This is a genomic window from Candidatus Babela massiliensis (assembly GCF_000513475.1).
GTDB lineage: Bacteria > Babelota > Babeliae > Babelales > Babelaceae > Babela > Babela massiliensis.
This window is the reverse complement of the sequence record NC_023003.1, coordinates 694,989-714,516: the sequence shown is the minus strand read 5'-3', so window position 1 is coordinate 714,516 and position 19,528 is coordinate 694,989. Positions and strand designations below refer to the sequence as shown.

At 26.3% G+C, this 19,528-nt stretch carries 13 protein-coding genes; 7 read left to right on the top strand and 6 right to left on the bottom strand.

What is annotated here, in order from left to right:
* Positions 1-11: 11 nt before the first annotated feature.
* Entirely contained in the window at positions 12-1,544 is a 1,533-nt protein-coding gene (locus BABL1_RS03250; RefSeq protein WP_023792346.1) for a YifB family Mg chelatase-like AAA ATPase, read from the bottom strand.
* 172 nt (positions 1,545-1,716) lie between these two features.
* Between BABL1_RS03250 and BABL1_RS03245 the strand changes: the two genes are divergently transcribed.
* Positions 1,717-4,551 (top strand): hypothetical protein, encoded by a 2,835-nt coding sequence (locus BABL1_RS03245; protein ID WP_023792344.1) that lies wholly within the window; start codon positions 1,717-1,719, stop codon positions 4,549-4,551.
* A gap of 41 nt (positions 4,552-4,592) precedes the next feature.
* The gene (locus BABL1_RS03240) at positions 4,593-5,861 is read left to right on the top strand and encodes a hypothetical protein (RefSeq protein ID WP_023792342.1); all 1,269 of its coding nucleotides are present in this window, start codon (positions 4,593-4,595) and stop codon (positions 5,859-5,861) included.
* A 46-nt stretch (positions 5,862-5,907) separates the two neighbouring features.
* Here the strand turns inward: BABL1_RS03240 and BABL1_RS03235 are convergent, their stop codons facing one another.
* From BABL1_RS03235 to BABL1_RS03225, 3 genes are all read right to left on the bottom strand, one after another.
* Entirely contained in the window at positions 5,908-8,133 is a 2,226-nt protein-coding gene (locus BABL1_RS03235; protein ID WP_023792340.1) for a hypothetical protein, read from the bottom strand.
* A gap of 93 nt (positions 8,134-8,226) precedes the next feature.
* Positions 8,227-10,557, bottom strand: a complete 2,331-nt coding sequence (locus BABL1_RS03230; RefSeq protein ID WP_023792338.1) for a hypothetical protein — start codon at positions 10,555-10,557, stop codon at positions 8,227-8,229.
* Positions 10,558-10,700: 143 nt separating this feature from the next.
* Complete coding sequence (locus tag BABL1_RS03225; RefSeq protein WP_023792336.1) at positions 10,701-11,606, bottom strand: DMT family transporter; 906 nt, start codon at positions 11,604-11,606, stop codon at positions 10,701-10,703.
* 189 nt (positions 11,607-11,795) lie between these two features.
* Between BABL1_RS03225 and BABL1_RS03220 the strand changes: the two genes are divergently transcribed.
* The 4 genes from BABL1_RS03220 (at position 11,796) to BABL1_RS03205 (ending at position 17,084) form a co-directional block, all read left to right on the top strand.
* On the top strand, positions 11,796-12,020 hold the full coding sequence (locus BABL1_RS03220; protein WP_023792334.1) for a hypothetical protein: 225 nt from the start codon (positions 11,796-11,798) through the stop codon (positions 12,018-12,020).
* A 228-nt stretch (positions 12,021-12,248) separates the two neighbouring features.
* Complete coding sequence (locus BABL1_RS03215) at positions 12,249-14,210, top strand: ubiquitin carboxyl-terminal hydrolase (RefSeq protein WP_023792332.1); 1,962 nt, start codon at positions 12,249-12,251, stop codon at positions 14,208-14,210.
* A 110-nt stretch (positions 14,211-14,320) separates the two neighbouring features.
* Positions 14,321-16,453 carry a ubiquitin carboxyl-terminal hydrolase gene (locus tag BABL1_RS03210; RefSeq protein ID WP_023792330.1) on the top strand — a complete coding sequence of 711 codons (2,133 nt, stop codon included), beginning with the start codon at positions 14,321-14,323 and terminating at the stop codon, positions 16,451-16,453.
* A gap of 103 nt (positions 16,454-16,556) precedes the next feature.
* Positions 16,557-17,084 (top strand): hypothetical protein, encoded by a 528-nt coding sequence (locus tag BABL1_RS03205; protein WP_023792328.1) that lies wholly within the window; start codon positions 16,557-16,559, stop codon positions 17,082-17,084.
* Between the two features lie 49 nt (positions 17,085-17,133).
* Here the strand turns inward: BABL1_RS03205 and radA are convergent, their stop codons facing one another.
* Both radA and BABL1_RS03195 read right to left on the bottom strand, forming a co-directional pair.
* Positions 17,134-18,456 carry a DNA repair protein RadA gene (gene radA / locus BABL1_RS03200; RefSeq protein ID WP_023792326.1) on the bottom strand — a complete coding sequence of 441 codons (1,323 nt, stop codon included), beginning with the start codon at positions 18,454-18,456 and terminating at the stop codon, positions 17,134-17,136.
* Positions 18,453-19,058 carry a thymidine kinase gene (locus tag BABL1_RS03195; RefSeq protein ID WP_023792324.1) on the bottom strand — a complete coding sequence of 202 codons (606 nt, stop codon included), beginning with the start codon at positions 19,056-19,058 and terminating at the stop codon, positions 18,453-18,455. The genes radA and BABL1_RS03195 overlap by 4 nt, the downstream gene beginning before the upstream one ends.
* Positions 19,059-19,254: 196 nt before the next feature.
* Here BABL1_RS03195 and BABL1_RS03190 point away from each other — a divergent pair, with 196 nt between their 5' ends.
* Entirely contained in the window at positions 19,255-19,527 is a 273-nt protein-coding gene (locus BABL1_RS03190; protein WP_023792322.1) for a hypothetical protein, read from the top strand.
* Position 19,528: the final 1 nt, after the last annotated feature.

Sequence of the window (19,528 nt, the reverse complement as noted above, 5' to 3'; positions counted from 1 at the left end):
ATCTAAAAAATTTAACTATCTTTTATTAATTTTTGATCTATTGAACGATAAGAAAGAGCTTCTTTTACATGTTTAGCCTCTATTAATTGACAAGCTTCTAAATCAGCAATAGTTCGCGCCACTTTCAACATCTTATGATAACCTCTCATGGTCAAATTTAATAGATCAAAGCTAGATTTAACTAGTTCAGATGCTTCAGATGTTAATTCACAATATTCATTAACCTGATTTGAATCTAAATAAGCATTAAATATACCGTTATTTCTCTTAAGTTGAATTTTAACAGCTATATCTATCTCTTTATAAAGATCTTGAGAACTTACATTATTATTTTTATTATCTATTATCGTTTCATAATCAATTGAGGGAACAGTAACCTGTAGATCTATACGATCAAGTAAAGGACCTGATATTTTATTTATATATTTATTAATTTGTTGAGAAGAGCAAGAACATTTCTTTTTTTTATCCATCAAAAACCCACAGGGGCAGGGATTAATTGCAGCAATTAGTAAAAAAGAAGCAGGAAAAGAAAGAGTATGTTGTGCTCTTGAAATAGATACACTATGTTCTTCAAGTGGTTGTCTTAATACTTCAAGAACATCTCTTTTAAATTCAGTTAGCTCGTCTAAAAATAGTATTCCTCTATGAGCAAGACTAATTTCACCAGGTTGAGGAAAAGAACCTCCACCCACTAATCCTGCTTGACTAATAGTATGATGAGGATTTCTAAACGGTCTTCTAGTAATAAGAGGTTGCTTATTAAGCTTGCCACTAATAGAATATATACGACTTACTTCTAATATTTCCTGAAAAGACATTTCAGGCATAATTGATGGCAATCTTTTGGCAAGCATAGTTTTACCAGATCCTGGAGAACCTATAAATAAAATATTATGTCTACCAGCTGCTGATATTTTTAGAGCTCTTTTTGCTCCAATCTGGCCTTTAACTTGATTAAAATCCAAAATTTTATCATCAGAATTTAAGAAATTATTATAATCACTAATCGTAGCCTCTATTGATAACTCTTTTCTTAAATACGAAATAAGCTCAATCAAATGAGATACTCCAATTACCTCTATATCTTTTATTAAAGCCGCTTCTTGAGCATTTGCTTGAGGAACAATCATTCTTTTTTTACCAAATTTTTTAGCATCATAAGCAACAGCCAATACTCCTTTGACAGGCTTTATACTTCCATCAAGTGAAAGTTCTCCTAAAAAAAATGTATCTCTTATAAAATCAGAATCAATTTGAACTATTTGAGCAGCTTGTAATATAGCTAGAGCTATAGGTAAATCAAATACAGTACCCTCTTTTTTTAAATCAGCAGGAGCCAAATTAACTGTAATCTTTCGCTCTGGCAGTTTAATTGAACAATTTTTTAGTGCCGTTTGAATTCTCTGACGGCTTTCTTTGATAGCAGCATCCGGCAACCCTACAATAAAAAATTGTAATAATCCATATGATAAATCTACTTCTACGTCTACTACGTAAGTATCTATGCCTATAGTAGTGGCTGAAAACAATTTAGTATTCATAATCTATAAAAAAATTATTAAAAGTTAATAAAATAAAAAAAAATTTATAAAAATTGTATTTTTATATTTTAATATAACATGTTTTTTAATTTTTGGAAATAACCTATTTTTGGTGTAGACTTTTTCTTCGTAAGCAAAAAATTACCATTTCTTAAACCATAAAGGAAACAATATGAGAAAAAAAATTTTTATAATCTTATTTATTTTAAACTTTATAGCAAACTCTGATATTAATGCTCAAAGTTTAATCGTCAGTAATCTAAACAATCAAAATCAAAGTTTTAATTTTAACATAGGTCCTCATGCAATATTTATTCCGGGCCAAAGGTTTTTTGTTGGATCTCAAGAAGCCATAGAAGGCAACATATTTGCAGTTAGTGCAAATATATCATCTAATATATTCTTCAAGCCCTTAACACCGGAAAAGGTTACATTTAACAACGCTCTTGATATAGACAACCCTTTATATGGAGCTGCAATTAGCCATATTACAATGGCAGGGTACTTTCCTATAGTTATTAAAAAAAATGATTCTAAAGTATATGCAATAAATGACGGTATTGCCTCAAATATAAGTGTATTTAGTACAGATCCAGTTTATAATTCTCAAGACAAAATTACCCCAGAGATTGTATCAATTATGACAGACTTGCCTCAACAATTAGAAGCACCTGAAAGTTTATACAGCAATAGAAATATATTTATTGCAACATCAAAAGAAGATCAAGAAAATAAATCGGGACTATCTTTTGATGGAATCGCTTTAGCTCAATTAAGAGTATATAAAGAAGTAAATAATAATCGAGAATCAACATATTTTAGATTTGTTCAACTTGACGCTCAAACTGGAACAGAGGGAAATAAACCTGTAAGCATATCTAAAGACTCAGAAGTAATAAAGATAAATAGTGCGCTCAAAAAAATTAGCAGATCTGTAGATTTACACTTTGATAATAATTTAAACAGGCTTTATATAGCATTAAAAACTCAAGCAGGTGACAATGATAATGATGGAGTTAAAGCAATCGTATTAGCAGGTCTTTCTGGAAACAAAATTAGATTTCAATCTATTTTACCAGATACAGCTTTATTAACATCTTCATCAAAAATAATTGCTTCTAAAGGTGCTAATATCAAATTAAAAATGCACAAAGTAAGAACTATGTTCACTAGAACTTACCTCAATTACTTAATTGTAGTTGGCGGCACTGGTAATAATAGTAAGCAAAAAGTATTTGCATTACCTTTAGTGAATAATACAGGTTCAGAACATCATGGATGTCTTGCAAATATCAATGCAAAAGCTATAAATGTTTTTACAAGTGGATTACCGCATAGATTTTTAGCAAGAACATTCTTAGAGGAAGCTAAAAATCCAGAAGATCTTTATGATGAAAATGACATAAGAGCAAAAGTTGGAGGTAATCAAACATTACCAGGAGATATAACTAATATTCAAGTATCAGGCGATACAGTATTTGTTTCAGTACAGACTGACCAAAACAATAAAAAATCGGGTATATTTTACTCTCAAGCATTATTTGAGGAATCAGGAAAAATAACAGGATGGACTAACTGGCAAAGAGCTGCATTAATGCCTGAAAACATAAATGGATTTGAATTTAATCCTATAACAGGAAATTTTTGGTCTATACCAGTCAATAAGGATAATAATCAAATAAATAAAGTATTTAGAACAGAATGGACTCAAGGTCAAACTGATTTAGAGAAGTTAATATCACAACAATTTTTGCAAGAACATGGAGGAGTTCAAAATTTAGTAGATATACCCTTTAATAATCAAGGTTTAGATACAACAGTAGGCAATAGATTTTCATTTTTGATCTTAACAGGTCTTAATAAAGTAGGATTAATTCAAAGCTCTAAAGATATTGATGATATTTTAACTCCAACTTTAAATAGCATAGAAAAAGTGTTTATCTCAACTGATGGCACACTAAATGATTTCAATAAAAAAGTATCTTCAATATTTATCTCAGGTGGGGATCTTGAATGTATTGAAAACATCAATTCTGCTGCAATTATAAGTGATAATAATTTTGGATGGCTAGTGGTAGGAGGTAGTAAAGGACTTGCAATATTAACTAAAAAAAATGGCGCAGGATGGAATGCAAATCAAGGGCTTTCTAAAGATTTTTCTGGTCTTGATTCAGAGATGTATTTCATAAAAATTGGAAATTATGAAAATATCAGAAAACTAATAGCTTCCAAAAACAAATTATATATTTTAACAGATACTAAAATAGATAGAGTAGAATTAGATGCTCATAATATTTCTTATACCATTGATTCAGGAGTATTAAACTCTATAACTCTTGCTCAATCATTTAAAAATACACTTGATAATGTTGAAATATTTTCTGACTTAATAATCTCTGAACCTATTGCTTTATTGGGAACTAGCAATGGTTTCTTTAGATCTGGAAATAATGTAGATATATCTAAAGCAACTTCTGACACACTAGTAAATTGGACATTAATAAAAATGCCAGAATCAGTAGGTACAATTTATGGAAATGGACCTGCTACAAGGTTTTTTCCAATAACCGCTACCGGACAAGCTACAGATATCTTTAATAATGGTAATATTTATCTATTAAATTCTTATTCAGGGTATGAACAGGCTCAAATATATAGATATGCATTATCATCAACCAATAATACCGTTACAGATAATTCTGTGCTTTTATTTCAAGATATTTTTATAAAAGGAAAACCAACCTTTTTTGTAAATTTAGAAGATTATCGTAATTATATTTATACCGATGGAGCAGTAATATCAGCTTCAAGAAGTGCTTTTATGGATGAAAATCCTAAATTATTCCTTTTACCTCATGGCTTAAGAAGTGGACAAAGGTTTGGTGCACGCAATTTAGTATCATTGAACTTAGACTTAAATAATTTTAAATCTATTGGACAACTAAACAGAATATCAGCTGGAGCTTATATAGTTTATGGTGATTTTGGAATAAGAATAAATCAATAAATTTTATATAAATTTAAATATAGTAAATTAAAGGCATAAAAATGAAAAACAAAAAATTAATATTATTAAGTATCCTTAGTACATTTATAAATATTACTTTTGCAATACCACCCATTAATCTTTTTAGACCCTCTGATAGACCTTTACATCCAGAGCCTTTACTAGGAGTAACCTTTCAGTTTCAGATCGCTGATGAAAGTTCCTATAAAACCAAAGCTTTTCAAGAGAACTTTGATGAATTCCATAGCACTTATTGTCTAAAACCAGACAGAGAAGTTAATGCTTTAAGAATCTATCAAGACAAGCAAAATTTAGTGGCTGCCCTTAAAGGTACACAATCTCAAAGTGATATAGGACAATTTTTACAAAAATTTAATATTAACGATGAAAATGGTACTTTAGGACTTTATGCTCCATCAGGAAAATTAAGCGTGCCATTCAATATAATGCTTTCATCAAGATATTACTTTGATCATAATGTTATCTTAGCATGTTATTTACCAGCTCTGGCAATGGAATTAAAAGATGTAAAATGGCATTCTGTAAAAGAAGATGGGTCCGACAATAATCATTCAGAATCTAAAAGTATATATCAAATGGCTAAACAGTATGGAGATCTTGATATTTCAGGCTGGAAAAGAATAGGGGTAGGAGATTTAACAATCCAAGGTATCTGGATGGGAGACTTTCCTCAAGACAGACCTCTTTTAAGAAATGTTAGACCTCAATTAAGATTAGCCACAATTATTCCTACAGGAAAAGAAGAAGATATCGATAAATTGCTTGCATTTCCTTTTGCTAATGATGGAGCATGGGGCGTAATGGTTAGTGGAGGATTAGATCTATTTTTTACTTCTCACTTAAAAGCAGGTTTTGACGCTGAATTTTTATTTTTATTTGGAAACACTAAATTGCGTAGAATAAAAACTAATTGTGATCAAACGGATTTATTGCTTTTTACAAAAATGCCTGCATTTAAAGAATTTGGAATGAATCAACAATTTAATTTATATGCTGCAGCTCGTTGGTCAATATTGCAATTTAAAATAGATTATCAATATTTAAAAAATGAAGAAAGCAAATTATATGTCTGCAGTAATAAGCTAAATCCATTAATAGTAAATAGTGCTGAGTCTTTACAAGACTGGACCGCGCATAGTTTGATATTAGGTCTTAAATGTTACTTTGATGATCATATTAATATAAGCTTTTATAAACCGGCAATTCAAGGCCTATTAAAATTAGGATTTAATGGCAAAAGATGTATTGCAATAGATAGTTTATCTATTAACTTAACTTCAAATTTTTAAACAAAACTATTAAATGGAAAGCTATTAAGCTTTCCATTTAATAGTTTTAAATTTTTATATATTTCTTTATAGATGTCTCTAGCTCTAAAATCTCTTTTTTATAATTCTTGAAAGTAGAATTTTGAATTACTTGATTATCAATCTCATCATTTTTAGAACATATAATTTTATAAGAATTTGATCGTTCATCATTAAAATAAATATAATCATATTCTGATTGACGTGGATAAAGATAAAAATCAATAAACTTTAAGTTTTCTGAGTTTAAGACATTACGCATTATAATTACATCATATAAGATTAAATCTTTTTTATAAGGTAAATTTAAAATTTGCATGTCAAAAGAATTAGAACAAATCAATTGTTTAATCCAAAAAACCTTTGGAGCTTTTAAATCTTTTAAAAATAAAAAAGGCTTTATTATATTTTTTAAGCTTAAATTAGGCGCTGTAATTCTTTCAATAACATGAGATAAATTACCTGGAATAATAGATACAATACAACTAGGAGATTTAATTATATTTAAGGTACCTTGAATATAATCTGCACCTAACAAAATTACATCTTTATTTAAATTAATTTGGTTCATAGAATTCATACCATTAATCATACAAATCTCTTGATTATCAAGAGTTTGAAAATAACTTGAATTTCTAAACCTGACTGAAGGTATATTTGATATAAAATCTATTTTAGTTTGCCCATTATAACTATAAAAATAAGGATTAACATTAAGTATGGTAGATTGAAGGCCTTGCAAATCTTTATGTTTTCCTGTTCTTAAACTTTTAAAATATTTCTTAAAATTTAATGCAGTTTTTACTCTTAAAGTTCTTTTATTAACACTAAAAACTGAGAGATTTTTACTTAAAGCACCATTAATATTAAAAAAATCCGGTATAGTCAAAAAGGGAACATGTTGCAAAGATATATTTTCAGCAAGAGTCCCTAAAGCTATATCATAATCTAATACTAAAGGTTTTGAATTTTCTGTATAAGGATCTAATAAGTTAGCGCCCCCTGAATAACAAGAAGTATAGTATAAAAATGCAGTATCTATATTATAATTAAAAAATTTCAATAATTTTTGAAACTCGGTTTTTGCAAGAGAAATAATAGTTCCATTCAAATACTTTAAATTATTAAACATATAAGCTTTAACATAAGGCTTAATATCATTTATTTTGGTTTGTATCATAGATAAATTCCTAAAATATTCTTGATTAGGATTTTTTCTTGATTCTTCTTTATAATATTTCTTTAATATCTTTAACTGAGGCAAAAACATTTTTTCAGCAGAATCATAAGTTCCATGACCACCACAATAAATAGACCAAGTATTTTTATATTTATCATTAGACTTGGATACAAATATTTTATCAAGAGATGAGATAAAATCTCGATTTTTTGCTCTAGTTACTTCTAAAAGATCTCTATCTGTAAAATTAGCATCTATTAGATGATTAACCTTTAATCCTAATTTTAACTCAGTATCTGTTAAAGCTTTACTGTTAAGATATCTAATATCTTTATAAGAAATTTGCAGTTTATCTAAGTATTTCTTAGGTATTAATAAATAAATATCAGAATCAACTTTTTTTATCAACCAATTGTTATAAGGAACATTATTACAGATAATATTAACAATGATCTCTAGCCAAATATAAAATTTCGTATTTGAAGAGCTAAACTTATCAAGTAAATAAGGAACTTGAAGTTTATTAATTTTTTTGTCTCTTATAATCCTTTGAATAAATATTTCTTTACTTTGATCTTTATTTGCTAAATAATTATTAATTCTTAATTTAACTTCGCTATTTATTTGATTATATATTTTGTTGACATAGAGACAGCTATCTTTAAAATCTCTTATAAAATCAATAGAATAGAATTTAGGATAATTTAGATATTTTTGTTTAATTTGCTCTGGTCTTAAATTTAAAAAATCTTGAAATAATTTGGAATGTTCTAAAATATTTGTTACTAATCTTTTGCTTATCAATATTGGAGCTTCCTCTTGGTACATGGCAGCCAAATACATAGTACTAATAGCTCCTACTCCCAAAGGTTCAACTTCTTTTTTTAAGTTATAGTCAATATTGGAATTTAGAGTTCTTAAGATATTCTCTGTATTACCCGTTTCGATTAAAACTATCATTTCTCTATTTGAGCACTTAATATCATTTCTACTAATTACTGCATAAATATTGCCTATATCAAATAAAACAAATAACAATATTATCAATATGGAATTTAATAATCTTTTTAACATAATTAACACAATTGCACTTATAAGAAAATTTTGACTAATTTAAACATATTTAAGATTAAATGTTTTTCTTATAAGTGCAAATGGTGCAAAAAGTTAAGCTATTACAAATTGATTATTATCTTTCAAAGATTTTAATAAATCAGGTTTCAAAGCTAAGTATTCTTTTTTATAAGTTGTAGAATCACAATTATAAATCTTAAAATTATTAGTTTTTGATCGAAATCTAGGCCACATTATTTTATAAGAACTACCGTCAGATAAATTAAAATAAATATAAGCACTTACAGGCACTCTATCAGGATTATCAGCATCTTTAAGTTTATCAAGATTTAATACATTTCTTACTATTATCAAATCCTTAAGAATAATTTCTTGAGAATTAGGAGACCCTAAATAACGAGTTTCTTTAGATTGAGCACATCTTAAATCCTTAATCCAAAAAATCTTAGGACAAACTATTTCTGAAAAATGTAAAAATGGTTCTATAATCTGTTCTAAAGTGAATTTAGGAGCAACTATAGATTCAAAAACATGCCCAGCAAAGTCAGATACCATAGATGTTATACAGACAGGAAGTTTATCAATTACTATTTTTTGAGAAATATAATCCCTATACAATAAAGCAACTTCTTTATCTAATTTAATAGTTTTCTTTTGATCTAAGTTTTCATCAAATATAAAAATATTATTTTCTTCATTAGATATAAGCTTAAAACAACCAGTATTTTTATATCTTACTGAAGGAATATTAGCTATAAACTCTAAATTCAAATGACCATTTAATTCACAGGTATAAGGATGCAAATTGAAAACTATTTCTCTAAAATTCTTTAAATCTTTATGTAATCCATTTCTTAAGTTGTTAAAAAATTTATTAAGTTTTAATGAAGTCTTTAACTTAAGGCCCTGATGTTTTATACTGACATTCTCAACACCTAGATTAGTTCTATTATTTATATTAAAATAAGGTGGTATAAAAATTAAAGGCATCTCTTGCATAGACATATTTTCAGCTAAAGTACCTGAAACTATATCATAATTAAAAATTAAAGGCTTATTATTTTCAGTGTATGGTTCTACTAAATGCAGTCCACCTGCATAACAAGAAGTATAATATAAAAAGGCAGTATCAATATTATTATTCAAAAACATTAATAAATTTTTAAAGTCTTCCTTAGAAAGAGAAACTATTACTCCTTTACTAGTATCTATATCATTTATAATACCATTATTTTTATATGTCTCTTTTATATCATTAATTTTTCTTTTTTCTTCTTTAATTATGCCTAAACTTTGACAACAATTATCAAATAATTGAGATTCAGGATGCTGATAAATTTGATTATAGTCAATTTCTAAAGCTTTTTTTAAATTTTCAAAACGTTTGTCATTAAGTTGATCATTATAGTACTTTTCTAATATTGACAATTGAGGTAAAAAGATATTTTCTGGAGATACATAGAGACCATGTCCTCCACAGTAAACAGACCAAATTATTTTATGCTTTTTTAAATCTTTTTTATCGATAAAAACTTTCTTTAAAGAATCGATAAAATTTTCTTTTTTATTAATAGATTTTGAAAACAATGTTGCTTCATTAAAATCTATATCTTGCATATGATTAACTTTAAGTCCCAACTTGAGTTCAGTTGTCGTAAATCTACTAACATTTTTATTATACTTAATATCTTCTAGAGAAATATCTAAACTGTTTAGATACTTCTTCGGTATCAATAAATAAAGATCATCAGTTATTTTTTTAATAATCCAATCGTTATAGCCAACTGTATAGCAGATAATATTAATCATCATTTCAAAGTATATAACACCACTTGGTCCAGAAATAAAATGACCATCTCCACATATATTTTTTAATAAGGTCGGCGCATATTTGTAGTTAAATCTTTTATCTTTAACATAATTATCAAGAAGAACATTTTGTAGATTTTTTTCAATAGAGTTTCTTATTATATTATTCATTTGACAATAACCATTATAAGAATATATACAGCAATCTTTAAATTGCTTTAAGAAAGTTTTTGATTCAAATTTTTTAGTGTTTAAATATTTTTTACAAAGTTGGTTAATATCTAAATTTAGAAAATCATAAAACAATTTTTTATGTTCAAGAGCATTTGCAATAAGATCTCTACTTACTATCATAGGAGCAGCTTGTTGATGTAAAGCAATTAGATAACTGCCTGTCATAGCCCCTATACCTGAAGGTTGGATTTCCGTTCTTGAACTATAATCAGACTTAGTATTTAAAGTTTTATCAATACTTTCCATGTTCATATTTTCAAGAAGGATAACCATTTCTCTATTAGGGATTTTAATATCTCTTAAATTAGAGTTTTGTGGAAATATTAGAGTAACAAAAGATATAAATATTACTGAAGTAATATTTTTTAAAATTTTCAACATATTCAACCTCACATTATTTCTGTTGATATTATCTATTAAAAATATTTTTAAATATTTATAATATAATTCTAACCATTTTTAAAATAATTGCAAGTAGCGAGGATTTTTAAAAAAATTATATATTATTTGACTCTGATAACATTTCAATTGCTTGCAATATAACCTTGCCTTAGCTCTTCACTATAAAATACATATAATCCTATAAGTACTATTAAAGATGCTAAGAAAAACTGACTGGATATAGTTTCCCCTAAAAGCAGATATCCATAAAATGCAGCAAATAACGGTTCAATAAATCCGACAAACGATATAAAAGTTGCTGTATATTTCTTTAAGAGATAAGCATAAAGGTTATAACAAACAATATTAGATAAAAAAACAATACTAAATAAACTTAGTAAGAAATTTTGACTATCAACTATAAGAGCTTTCTGATTATCAAAAAAATAAGAAGCTACAAAAGAAAAAATTGACCCTAAAACCATGCTATAACCATTGGCAGCCAATAATGAAGAAGGACTTTTATTTATCAGTTGACGCATGATAATCCAACCATAAACAGTAGCAAAAGCTGCAACTATCATAACCAATTCAGCCCACGATAAAAACCACATGCTTCCAGATTGTTCCTCTAAATGAGTATCATTTAATAATATTAACAAAAATCCAGTCGCTCCTATAGCCATACCTAATAATTTTTTCTTTGTTATTTTTTCAGAAAATAAAAAGTAAGATAATATTGCAGAAATAAATGGACATATTGAATAAATAAAGCTTGCTTTTGCTGATGTTAAATATTTTAATGACCAATATTCAGTAGCATTTGTTAAAAATACGTTAAAAAAAGCAAGACCTACTATATAAGACCAATATTTCTTAACATCAAAAAAAACTTTTTTATCTCTATAATATTGATAAGCAAGTAATAGTGAACCCCCCAAAATCATACGAACTCCTGTAAAAAACAAAGGTTCAGAGCTACTGACAGCTATTTTTGCCAAAGGAAAAGTAAGTGCAAATAATGCATGAAGTAAAATTACCAAGATCATTTCGTTGTCCCTAACTTAGTTAAAAAATTTAGTATAAATTATGCAATTAATATCTAAATAAATATAGTTTAAAACTATAATTAATCAATCAAATTATAAGCTTAATGAAAGACTTGTTAAGATTCTTTTTTTATATTATATTTTCCTCGATATTTTAATAAAATTTTAATAATATAATAGGAGTTGTTTATGATTCATAATAATAAAAATACACAAACTATTACTAAAGCATCTAGTCAAAAAAAGTATTTAATTAAAAATCACCAAAATATACATGATTATCAATTGCCAAATCAATCTGCTGATACATTAAATACCTCAATAGGCGTAATAACCCTTATAACAATTATATTAGCCTTCTGGTGGCTCTTAATACCTATAAATTATAATATTAAAAACAAAAGCAGAATTTAATCTTAAATTTAATACCTTACAAACCACAAATATCAATTTATAAAAAATATCATTTGTTAAAACGGTAAATGAGCTATAAAATATATAAAGCAAACTATTCATTTAAAAGCGTAGATTTTGATTTTTAGTTCCCTAGAATAATTCAATTTTGAAATAGATCAGAAACCTATTATCGATTTTAAGTGTATAAAAACTTAGCTATCTTTATTCACTAATAAAAGGCTTAATATGAAAACCGCTTTTAGATATTTAACAACTTTAGCTACCTTAATAGGAGTAGGAAGCTCATTAAGAATAGATATTAACAAAATTGAACTTTATATAAAAAAAAGGATAGTTGAAGTAAAATCACATTATAATTTACAATTAGAAGAAGATTGCTTTAAAAAAGTAATAAACTATTCTAAAAATCTAAGTGTTCAGGGTAAAATTAGCATAGATGAAGCAAAAGAAATTAAAGACATTATAGAACAAAAGATTAGAAAAAAAATATTAGGGTCTAAAAATTCTATTATAGATTTTTCAATTGAATTCAACAATACTTATTATTTTAACTCAAGTTCAAGTTGTCCTAAAATTATCAATGATATAAACTTATTTTTTAAAGAAATTTTAAAAAATAAGTTTAATAATATTGAAGAGTTTTTGCAAAATCCTGAATTTGCACTTAATGTGTTACAAATAAGAGATTTAGATTTCAATAATATAACAAATAATAAAGTACATATTATAAATTTTAATAATATATTAGGCATATATCCTAAACATTTCTCTAATCTATCAAATAATTTCCCTAGAGAGAAATCACAACAATTAAAAGGCCTTACAAATTTAGGTAATACCTGTTTTATTAATGCTTTATTACAATCAATAAAGAATATTTCAGTATTAAGAGATACTATTATTTCTTTAGAAAATTCATATAAACATAATTCTATTTCAAAAGCTTTAATCGATTTTTTACACTCAGATAATAAACATTTAAATCACAAATTAGTAAAATTACGCCAAAAAATTCATTTTCTTAGACCTGAATTTGCTAACGGTGAAATTGCTGATTCTTTAGAGTTAATTAATAGCTTAATAAATAATTTAACAGATGAGGATTTGATTGACAGCAAACCTATAGAGTTAAAAAATCTTTTTCACTTTAAAGTAAAAACTAAACTTTTAGATCCGAAAACCCAAGAAGTAAAAGTGGAAACTCCTCGCGACATTCGCTCAAGTATAGTGTTATCAATATCTAAAACCAAAATTGAAAAGCCTAAAACAATAAATGATTTAGAAATATATAAAGATATCAATAGTGCTTTGAAAGAGAAATATTTCAGAGGAATAACCCCGAACTATAATGATGAAGAACAAAATATAAATTTGATAGATGCCCCTGAAATTACCAGATTAATATCTTTACCTAAAGTATTAATTATAAGCTTAGAAAGATACTTTACATACTATGATAATAAAGGTCGATATAAAGGCTACAAAAAAATATATAATAATGTAGATTTTCCATTTGAACTTGATATGTCGCCTTATTGTGAATTACCATATCAATTTACCCAAACGATTTATAAGCTTAATTCAATTATTATGCATCATGGAGAAGATAGACATTATACAGCCTATGTAAAAAAAGGAGATCTATGGTATCACTATAATGATGATCGTAAGGTAGAAATATTAACAGAAGGTGAGCTAAAGAGATTATTAAGTACCTCAAAAACATCTTATGCTACACCATATATTTTATTTTATGAGCAAAAAGAATCATCAGACAATATAAAGGCTGAGATTGAAAGAACTATTAACTTAGAAATAGAAAATCCATATTTAAGAAATATATTACTAAACCATTTGGAAAATTTAATTAAAAATAATACTGATATATATCAGATCATAAATCGATTGAATAATAAAATAAAAAAAGAATCTAAAAAATTCTTTAAAAAATTACACTTATATTTTAATCATACTTATATAAAAAAAAATAACGAAGGAGCTATACATTTCTTAATTAATTATCCTTCTAATCCAGTATTAATATCAATTGTTAAAATGCAAAATCTCTCCTCACCAATTATGCTTATAAATCATAATGCAAAAAAATACAATTTTGACAATAATACTTTAAAAATTATAAAAAAATTACATAATTTTTTTATAAAACCTCACTTAAGAGATCAATAAACTATATATAAAATATATTGAATAATAAAAATTATAATATATTAGCCCTTTATTTATATTAAATTTCGATTATAATATTATTATACTAATTATTCAATGGAGGTTTTATTATGAATATTTTTAATGGTATAGTAACGTTAGCAACACTACTTGGAATGGGTTGTTCAACAAATTGGTTAGAATTCAATTCAATTCATAACAATTCAAGCGAAAGCTTAACAAAAACAATTTTATATTATAATCTAAAATTAGAGGAAGAATTCTTAAATAATATAAAAAAACAATTTTATAATTTCAAATCACAAAGTATAATAAGTCTTTATGAAGCTGAACAGCTTTTTGAAGCTATAGAAACAGAAATTAGAAGATTAATTTTTAATTCAACAGATCATGTCTTAGATTTTCATCAAAAACTATATTTAAAAAATATTTATCTATTTAACAAAATGCTTGGTTCTCAATATATAACCAGTAACAATAATCTATTATTTCAAAATATTATAAGTAAAAAATATGATTCTTTTGACAAATTAAACGAGACCTTAACTCATCCTATATTAAATATTAATACAATCGATTTATCAAATGTAAATAAAGAAAATATTATTACTCAAACTTTAAATAATAAACTCCAAGTAGTAGATTTCAATAGAACGTTAGGATTATATCCAATAAATTTTGCAAATCTTAAAAATAATTTAGATATTAAATGTATAGAAGAACCTACAAGCGAATCAATAAAACTTAAAAATTTAGGTAATACTTGCTTTATTAATGCCTTATTGCAATCGATAAACAATATTTTTTGTTTAAAAGATACTATAATATCGTTAAAAGATCTTTATAATGAAAATACCCTTTCAAGAGCATTAATCGACTTCTTAGAACATAATAGTGATGAAAATTTAAGTATTTTATGCAATCAAATTTGGTCTATTGAGCATGAAATTTATGATCAAAATCAAGATAAAGTTGTTATAAAAAAACAGTTTCCCAAATATAACACAGGTGATGCCCAAGAACTCTTAATGTCATTTATAGAACACCTAAATCAGAAAGATTTAGTTGTCCCCAAAGAACTGTTAACTGATGAGCAATTAAGCGATTTAAAAAATTTAAAACGAATATTAGGCTTTCAGATTGAAAAAAATATGTTACATCCTGAAACAAACGAGATAATCTCTAAAATTCAACCTCAGGAAGATCAATTTATTGCAAGTATAGAGCTACCAATTTATAAAATAAATTCTTTAAAAGTTGATAATTATGAAGTTTTTAAAGATATGTATGCAGCTCTTGAACAAAGTTATCTTAAAGAAGAAATAGACGAATATACAACTGAGAGTAAAGAAAAATTAATAAATGTACCCGCTATTAGTTATTTTACTTCTTTACCTAAAGTTTTAATCATAAATTTAAAACGATATTTAAATGACCAAAGAAAAATATTTGATAAAATAGATTTTCCTTTTGAATTTGATATTGATCCCTATTTAAAATCAGAAGAACTTAACATTCATACAAAATATGAACTCACTTCAATCATGATGCATCATGGATCAGCAGTACACTATACTACGTATATTAAAAAAGAAAACTTATGGTATCATTGCGATGATCATAAAATAGGAAAACCTCTAACAGAAGAGGAACTGAAAAATTTACTAAATGCTGAAGAAAAACCATATGCTACTCCTTATATTCTATTTTATAAACAAAAAGATCTAACTAACGATTTTTTTCAAGATTTAGATCATTTGAGACAAACTCTAGTAGAAACGATTGAAGAACAAATAGAAAATCAAGATTTAAAAGATAAAGTTCTTAAATATTTAAATAAAATATTAAAAAAACTTGAAAAAGAAAATGAGAATGAAGAACTTAACTATAGCATAATTTATAATCAAGCTATAAATTTGATTAATAAATATATAAAATCAGAAATTACAGAACTATTTAAGATGTTACATTCAAACTTTGATGAGTGTTACATAAAAAATCCAAATGAGGGAACTTTGCTATTTTTACATGACGCATTATCTGATAATCCATTATTAATCTCAATAGTTAAACTTAAAAATATAAGATTTCCATTTATAATGATTAATAAAACTGATAATACCAAATTAGTAGATAGTAAAGGTTTAGAAGCAATAAAAGCAATACATAGAATCTTTATCAATCCTTACGAAGTTAAAATAAATCAAGAATACCAAAAGTCAAAAAAATCAATCCGCGCTTAAGGACAATATGTTAATCTAGACTTTCTATTGATTTTTTAAATTTCAAATAGTATATTTATTTATATCAATAGAAGTCTAATGATTTAATGTTTAGGATAATAATATGAAAACTATATTTAAAATTTTAAGTTTTTTTATGTTTATGAATATATCAACTCAAATTATAACAATGCAAACGGATACCGAACAAAAAGAAAGTACTAAAAAAAGAAGACGAGAAGAAGATATAGAACCAGTAAAACATGAACCGATCAATGATGTTCTTCATACAACTTTAACAACTTTAATTCAATATAATAGTATATTTAATCCATTTCATTCAATGGAAGCAGAACTTTCAAGATATCCTCAATTAATATATAATGCAAAAGAAGTAGCAAAAGAGGTTTTTGCTCCTAATGAATCGTCACTTACCCAACAAGAATTAAATAGAAAATTAAAAAGTATTTTAGAAAGCCAATACACTAAAGAAAAAGAGATAGAAGCTGCTAAATTAATTATTGCAGGTGCAAATCCAAACATTATTATTAATTATAATAATAATAACAGTTCTATTTCAAATTTTATAAATAATACAGGTAAATTTTTAAACTTAGCTGTATTGTTAAAAATTTATGGCTCTCTTGGCTAATAATTAAATTAAAAAATAAGATAGGTATAATTAAAACCTGTCTTATTTTTTAATCAAAAAGTGACAAAAGTTCATAAACACTAACAAATCTTATAGTTTTGGCATTGGTTTCTATTTTTTGATTACTAGATATCAATAAAGTATTAATACCAAACTTTTCAGATTCTGAAGCATATAAATTAATAAAGTTTATCGGTTTAATTTGACCAGTTAAACTTATCTCACCTAGAGCTAGAATTTTTTCAGGCAAAGGTTTTTGAAAATAGCTAGAAAGCAAAGCTAAAGCTATACCTAAATCACAAGCACTTCCTTTAATTTTAAAACCACCACTTATTTTAAAAAATATGTCTTGAGAACTAAATTTAATCTGAAGATATTTCTCTAAAATGGCAGCAATTAATACTATTTGAGTCTGATCTATTCCTGATACAACTCTTTGCGCTATTCCATATTTTGTAGATAATACTAAAGCTTGTAATTCGATCAATAATGGCCGTGAACCTTCTATAAAACTTATAAGCACTGAACCAGGATTATTGGAAGTATCTTGAAGTAATTGTTGATTTATATTAGATACTTCTTCAAGACCATTTGATCCCATTTGAAAAAATCCAATTTCATTTACTGTTCCAAAACGATTTTTAACAGACCTAAGTATCCTTGTCTGCCAACAGTCTTCTGCTTGTAAATAAAATACAGCATCAACCATGTGCTCTAACATCTTAGGACCTGCAATAATACCTTCTTTGGTTATATGCCCACTAATTATAACTGTTATATCATTTTCTTTAGCAAGACGCATCAATTTAAATGCTGATTCTTTAAGCATATTAATGCTACCAGGAGTATTATTAGTTTCTTTTAAAAAGCAATTTTGAATAGAATCTATAATAATTAAATCAGGCTTATTATCTTTGGAAAAATTAATTATATTGTCAAGATCTGCTTCATCGGAAAACAACAAATTGCTACTAATACAGTTAAGACGTTGAGATCGGAGTTTAACCTGTTCTAAAGACTCCTCAGAAGAGAAATAATAAGTTTTATATCTTTCTGACAATTTATAAGCAATTTGTATTAATAAAGTTGATTTTCCAATGCCAGGGTCACCAGTTAAAACAACAAAACTCGCTCTTACAAGACCTGAGCCAGTTACCCTATCCCACTCCTTTACCCCCGATGTCATTCTTTCCATAGATTTCGATTCTATATCGAGTAAATTATATAATCTTAAAGAATTAGGCTCTGTAAATTTACCTTGATCCTTTAACTCAAGCGTATTCCATTGTTTACATTCAGGACAACATCCTAACCATTTTACTGTTTGATAAGCACAATTTTTACAGATATATAATATAACCTTTTTACTCATAACCTCTTAATCTCTGTCCAATATTTGTTATCTAAAATAAAGCAAGCTCTACATCTTGATTGATATCTTTCTTGAGCTCCTACTATAATTACAGGATCATCAAATCTAGCTATTTTATCATCTATTAACCTTTGAGTAAAATGAGCATCCTGACCACACTTTACACACACTGCTTTAAGTTTAGTAACATAATCTGCAAAAGTAAGTAACTGCGAAATGCAACCAAAAGGCATACCTCTAAAATCTAAATCAAGACCAGAAACAATTACTCGCTTTTTATTATCAACTAATTCTAGCAATACACTAATTATACTTGAAGAGAAAAACTGCACTTCATCTATTGCAATAATATCAATATCGGTTTCTTGACCGACAAATAGTCTTATATCTTCTGGATTATCCAAAGCAATTGCCTTGAATTTATCTCCATTATGAGCATTTATACATTCTATGGTCATACGGTTATCTATCTTATGTTTAAAAGCGATAACTTTAAGTTGTGCAAATTCAGCCCTTTTGAGTCTTCTTATAAGTTCTTCGGTCTTTCCTGAAAACATAGGTCCACAAATTACCTCTAACATACCTTTAGAGCTGTTTAACATTTTATCTTTCCTTTAACGTGTTAGTATATTTTTGCAGCAATTTACAAAAAATATTTATTTAATTTAAAAAATATTTATTTAAATATTGAAAATTTGTAACGATTTATTTTAGACTATTAATAGAACATTTCAACTTACTGTTACATATATAACAATTTTATCACTATTTCAAAATTTTTTAAATGAGAGAATAACTATGAGAAATATATTAAAGTATCCATTATTATTTTTTTCGATTATGTTTAATTTTAGTACTTACATTTCTGCTCAAAGAGTAAGTGGATCTATAACTCCTTCATATGCACCTATATATAGATCATATCCAAGAACTAAAACAGTTTATCATTGTTGTTCACCTGTTAGTGAACTTTGTGATCTTACAAATTTTGATAATAGATCTGAATGCATCCAGCTTTGTGGCGGAGTAAATAAATGTGTTCCTAAAGAAATTGAAATTGCAGAATACTAAA

Coding starts and splice junctions, on each gene's coding strand:
- BABL1_RS03230 (WP_023792338.1), bottom strand. CDS start 10,557: ATGTTGAAAATTTTAAAAAATATTACTTCAGTAATATTTATATCTTTT.
- BABL1_RS03220 (WP_023792334.1), top strand. CDS start 11,796: ATGATTCATAATAATAAAAATACACAAACTATTACTAAAGCATCTAGT.
- BABL1_RS03250 (WP_023792346.1), bottom strand. CDS start 1,544: ATGAATACTAAATTGTTTTCAGCCACTACTATAGGCATAGATACTTAC.
- radA (WP_023792326.1), bottom strand. CDS start 18,456: ATGAGTAAAAAGGTTATATTATATATCTGTAAAAATTGTGCTTATCAA.
- BABL1_RS03195 (WP_023792324.1), bottom strand. CDS start 19,058: ATGTTAAACAGCTCTAAAGGTATGTTAGAGGTAATTTGTGGACCTATG.
- BABL1_RS03210 (WP_023792330.1), top strand. CDS start 14,321: ATGAATATTTTTAATGGTATAGTAACGTTAGCAACACTACTTGGAATG.
- BABL1_RS03205 (WP_023792328.1), top strand. CDS start 16,557: ATGAAAACTATATTTAAAATTTTAAGTTTTTTTATGTTTATGAATATA.
- BABL1_RS03235 (WP_023792340.1), bottom strand. CDS start 8,133: ATGTTAAAAAGATTATTAAATTCCATATTGATAATATTGTTATTTGTT.
- BABL1_RS03190 (WP_023792322.1), top strand. CDS start 19,255: ATGAGAAATATATTAAAGTATCCATTATTATTTTTTTCGATTATGTTT.
- BABL1_RS03240 (WP_023792342.1), top strand. CDS start 4,593: ATGAAAAACAAAAAATTAATATTATTAAGTATCCTTAGTACATTTATA.
- BABL1_RS03225 (WP_023792336.1), bottom strand. CDS start 11,606: ATGATCTTGGTAATTTTACTTCATGCATTATTTGCACTTACTTTTCCT.
- BABL1_RS03245 (WP_023792344.1), top strand. CDS start 1,717: ATGAGAAAAAAAATTTTTATAATCTTATTTATTTTAAACTTTATAGCA.
- BABL1_RS03215 (WP_023792332.1), top strand. CDS start 12,249: ATGAAAACCGCTTTTAGATATTTAACAACTTTAGCTACCTTAATAGGA.